This window comes from Vaccinium witches'-broom phytoplasma str. VAC (genome assembly GCF_000309405.1).
Lineage (GTDB): Bacteria > Bacillota_I > Bacilli_A > Acholeplasmatales > Acholeplasmataceae > Phytoplasma.
The window spans coordinates 1-2,261 of the sequence record NZ_AKIN01000234.1 but is presented as its reverse complement, the minus strand read 5'-3'; the positions used below and the strand labels follow the sequence as shown (position 1 = coordinate 2,261).

Below are 2,261 nucleotides of genomic sequence, written 5' to 3'. Positions count from 1 at the left end.
TATCATGAATTATTTTGGTTTTTTTAACTTTTTTCATTAGTACTGCCGAAGCCGCTTTTTCTCGTTTTTTTGGTTTCAGCATGATCATCATCAGTTACGTAAAAATTTTGAAAAAGACCTTGAGCAATTCTTTCGTGTTTTTCTATTGTCATCGTTTGATTAGAAAAATTATATAAAGGGACAAAAATATGTCCTTCGTTTTTTTCGTTATTATAATAATCGCTATCAATTACACCTACGTTATTAGCCAACATTAAACCTTTTTTTAAAGGTAAAGAAGATCTCGCATAAACTAATAACACTTGATTTTTAGGAAAAGAAGCTTTAACGCCAGTAGGAACTAAAACAACTTTTTGGGCAGGAATTTCCATACTTTCTGCAGCTTCTAAGTCATAACCGGCACTATAATTGGTTTGTCTTTGAGGTAAATTAATTTGTTGATCTTTAAAAGCGCTCACTACTTCAAAAACACATTTTTGCTTATTATTCATTTGATAATTCTCCTTTTTTATGGTGTTTTTTCTTTTTTTTATAATTATTTCTGGGGTGATTAGAAATAAATTTATTTTTTAACACATTATTGGATACAAAAGTATAAATTTGAGTCGTTTTTAAACTATTATGACCTAATAATTCTTGCACTACTCTTAAATCAGCACCATTATTCAGTAAAATAGTGGCAAATGCGTGTCTTAACATATGCGGATAAAGATTGATTTTATTTGCTGTTTTTAATGATAATTCTTTTAAAATCATTCTTACCCCTCTTTCGGTTAAAGGAGTTCCTTTATAATTAACCAATAAAAAAGCATGTTTTACAGCTTTATTGGTCATCATTTTATTCCTAATATTAGCAATATAATGTTTTAGCATAGATAATAAAGATTCATGAACAGGCAAATAACGGACTTTTCTCCCTTTGCCATAAATTAAAAGTTGGGAGTTAGAAAAATAAATATCCTCTATTTTGAGTTTAATTAACTCACTCACTCTTAAACCGCAACTATAAAGTAAATCTAGAATTAAATAATTTCTATAATCAAGTTCTTTCGATAAATTAATAGAATCTAATAAATTTTGAATATCTTCTTCAGAAATTATTTTAGGTAGTTTTTTGGGAATTTTTTTAATAGGTATCGCTTTGAAAATGTTATTGTTAAAACCATGTCTTTCAATTAAAAAATTATAAAAAGTCCTTAAAACCGATATTTTCCTCATAATACTGATGTTTTTGAGTTTTTGTGAAGAAAGAAAACTCACAAAAGAACGAGCGTGTTTTTCCTGGGAAAGACTTTCTCTATCAAAAGATATCTTTTTAGACATTAAAAAGGTTTGAAAATCTTTCACATCGTGAAGATAATTTTTAATTGTTAAAGGGGAATAATTACGTTCAATGGTTACAAACGCTTCAAATTTTTTGATTAATTGTAAAATGATAAGAACCTACTATTTTTAAAATTTTTTCACTTTATATATCTGGATAATATTATGAAGCTGATTTTTTTGATGTTATTTCTTGGTTTACTTTTTTCTTTTGTTTTTTAGGTTGAATAACTTCTAAATAAAAAAAATCAACAAAAAACCTAATAGCAGAAATTCAATAATATTCCCAGGGCTTATCATAAAATTCCATATACTAGCAAAACGTATAACTACGATGACTTTTGATAAAGCGTTGCTATAATCAATCTTTTCCTCAAAATCAAAGGTTTCTTCGTTATTGATGCCTTGAGTAGTCAATTTTTTCTTTTCTTTGTCGTTGCTAAATACTCGGTGTACGACAAAAGGAATCTTTTTTAATGGTCCTTCTTGAAATTCTTTCTCAACAAAAAAAACTATATCATCGCCTTTTTTGTCTTGATCTGCAGCTTTTAAATTCAAACAATCTTTTTCCGTTAAATTTTGTACAATGATAATATCGTTTTTATTAATTTCAGGCCGCATGCTTTCACTATTAATCCAATACATATTTAAAAATAAAAATTTAGAAGCTTTTTTGGGATAAAAATAATTTAAAATGTTTAACAAAATTAAGTATAATAATAAACTTATCGTTAAATAATAAAAAACATTCGTTAAAATCATAAAAAGTAATTTGACAAATGAGATATTTTTATTAAAAAGTTTTATAATCATACTTTTTTACCCTTATAATTTATAGTTATTTCCAAATATTAATTATATATTCAACATTTTATAATATATCTTTTAATTGTTTGCGCTTATAATTATAAAACATTTAATATATTTTAAATGATTTC

General features: G+C 25.6%; 3 protein-coding genes. All 3 read right to left on the bottom strand.

The window, feature by feature from the left end; all coding sequences use genetic code 11:
- Nucleotides 1–23: 23 nt before the first annotated feature.
- The 3 genes from dut to RI68_RS03105 all read right to left on the bottom strand — a co-directional run bounded on the left by dut (nucleotide 24) and on the right by RI68_RS03105 (nucleotide 2,136).
- Nucleotides 24–491, bottom strand: coding sequence for a dUTP diphosphatase (dut, locus tag RI68_RS03115; RefSeq protein WP_017192595.1), 468 nt, complete (start codon nucleotides 489–491; stop codon nucleotides 24–26).
- The gene (locus tag RI68_RS03110) at nucleotides 484–1,422 is read right to left on the bottom strand and encodes a tyrosine-type recombinase/integrase (protein WP_261974294.1); all 939 of its coding nucleotides are present in this window, start codon (nucleotides 1,420–1,422) and stop codon (nucleotides 484–486) included. The genes dut and RI68_RS03110 overlap by 8 nt, the downstream gene beginning before the upstream one ends.
- Nucleotides 1,423–1,557: 135 nt before the next feature.
- Complete coding sequence (locus RI68_RS03105; RefSeq protein WP_017193771.1) at nucleotides 1,558–2,136, bottom strand: hypothetical protein; 579 nt, start codon at nucleotides 2,134–2,136, stop codon at nucleotides 1,558–1,560.
- Nucleotides 2,137–2,261 lie beyond the last annotated feature (125 nt).

Coding starts and splice junctions, on each gene's coding strand:
- RI68_RS03105 (WP_017193771.1), bottom strand. CDS start 2,136: ATGATTATAAAACTTTTTAATAAAAATATCTCATTTGTCAAATTACTT.
- dut (WP_017192595.1), bottom strand. CDS start 491: ATGAATAATAAGCAAAAATGTGTTTTTGAAGTAGTGAGCGCTTTTAAA.